Consider the following 1,299-nt stretch of genomic DNA (forward strand, 5'->3'; position numbering starts at 1 on the left):
CTTTGGCAAAGTGGTTATGATCTTTTTGAAGCCGGCAAAGCGCCGGTTGTCAAAGTCCCAGCGCCCGCCTGAGTAAGCAAAGCGTGTGGTGAAGGCTTGAGATGAGTTGGGCTTTTCTGTCAGGGAGGCCAGGACGGTCAGGACAGGTGGGAACCAGCGCTCATCCTCAGGATCCCCGCCATAGGTGGTGTAGCTGGCTGAGAGCTGCCCGCCTGAAGGCAACACCACACCTACCAGCATATCCGGGCGCTCACTGATGAGTTTTGTCGCACGACCATCAAAGCCGCTTGTTACTTTTTTTCGATGAGTGACGAACTCGTTGATCCCATCCCCATCAATATCAGCCATGAAAGCTGTTGGATAATCACGAATGAGATCTCCGTGGCCTTCTGTATGATATTGCAGGAGTGTATCGCCGCGGCTCAGATACAGACGCGTATGATCCTGCTTCCGATTGCCGATGTAATCAGAGCGACCATCACCATTTGCATCAGCAACCAATCGACCATTGGAGTGAATGTCTCCAAATGCTGAATAATGAACAATTGGACCTGCAGCTAGCCTTAACCCGGTACTATAATAGATTTGTCTCTTATGACCGCTTTTGGAGTAAAGTACATCGGTGAGACCATCGCCATTATAGTCGCCATAAAGGGCTCCATAAAATTTGGGGGTTGTAAACTTAGATATAAAGCCAGAAGTGCCATTAGAGAGACGAATGTCGATATCTCTTTTCTGAGGATCAATATCCCCTAAATCAGCGCGGCCATCTCCATTAAAATCAGCAATCAGCAAGCCTTTGACATTTGACCATTTCTGATCTTCAGCGCGCGACATAACCTGACGATGATCGGTGATAATGTCATCAAAGCCGTCTCCATCAAAGTCGGCTATTCTGGTTGTGTCAGCATATAGCCCACCTTCTGTTGTTGATGCGCTTTTGGTTGAGCAAAGATCAGGCCCTTCCCCGCTACCTCTTTCTGTACATGTAGTAATAGAATAGGCATAAGTAGCCTTTATCTGCGGTTTTTTACTTGCACCACTACGTTTAATGTAGAGCCAATAACGAGCACCTTGAGGTAATGAACTCGAAGATGAACTGCTGTGTCTGGTTACATCATCGCTTCGATAGGTAACTCGGTGTTTGATCCGCCCAATCAAATCATCAATATGGTCACCGTTTAAGTCAGTAACTTTAGTGCTGGTCAGGTTATGCGGTATATTGCGATATGGGATAGAAACTTTCTTCTGATCGAAGACATCATGTTTGTAGGTGAACTGATATGAGGGTAGCTTGGT

Annotated in this window: 1 protein-coding gene; it reads right to left on the reverse strand. The window is 46.8% G+C overall.

Features of this window, described 5'->3' with window-relative positions; genetic code table 11:
• Nucleotides 1–1,299: toxin TcdB middle/N-terminal domain-containing protein (locus tag JCM12308_RS28165; protein ID WP_164845405.1), on the reverse strand; the 1,299-nt coding region annotated here is incomplete at both ends.

This window comes from Pseudovibrio denitrificans JCM 12308, assembly GCF_001310815.1.
Taxonomy (GTDB): Bacteria; Pseudomonadota; Alphaproteobacteria; order Rhizobiales; family Stappiaceae; genus Pseudovibrio; species Pseudovibrio denitrificans.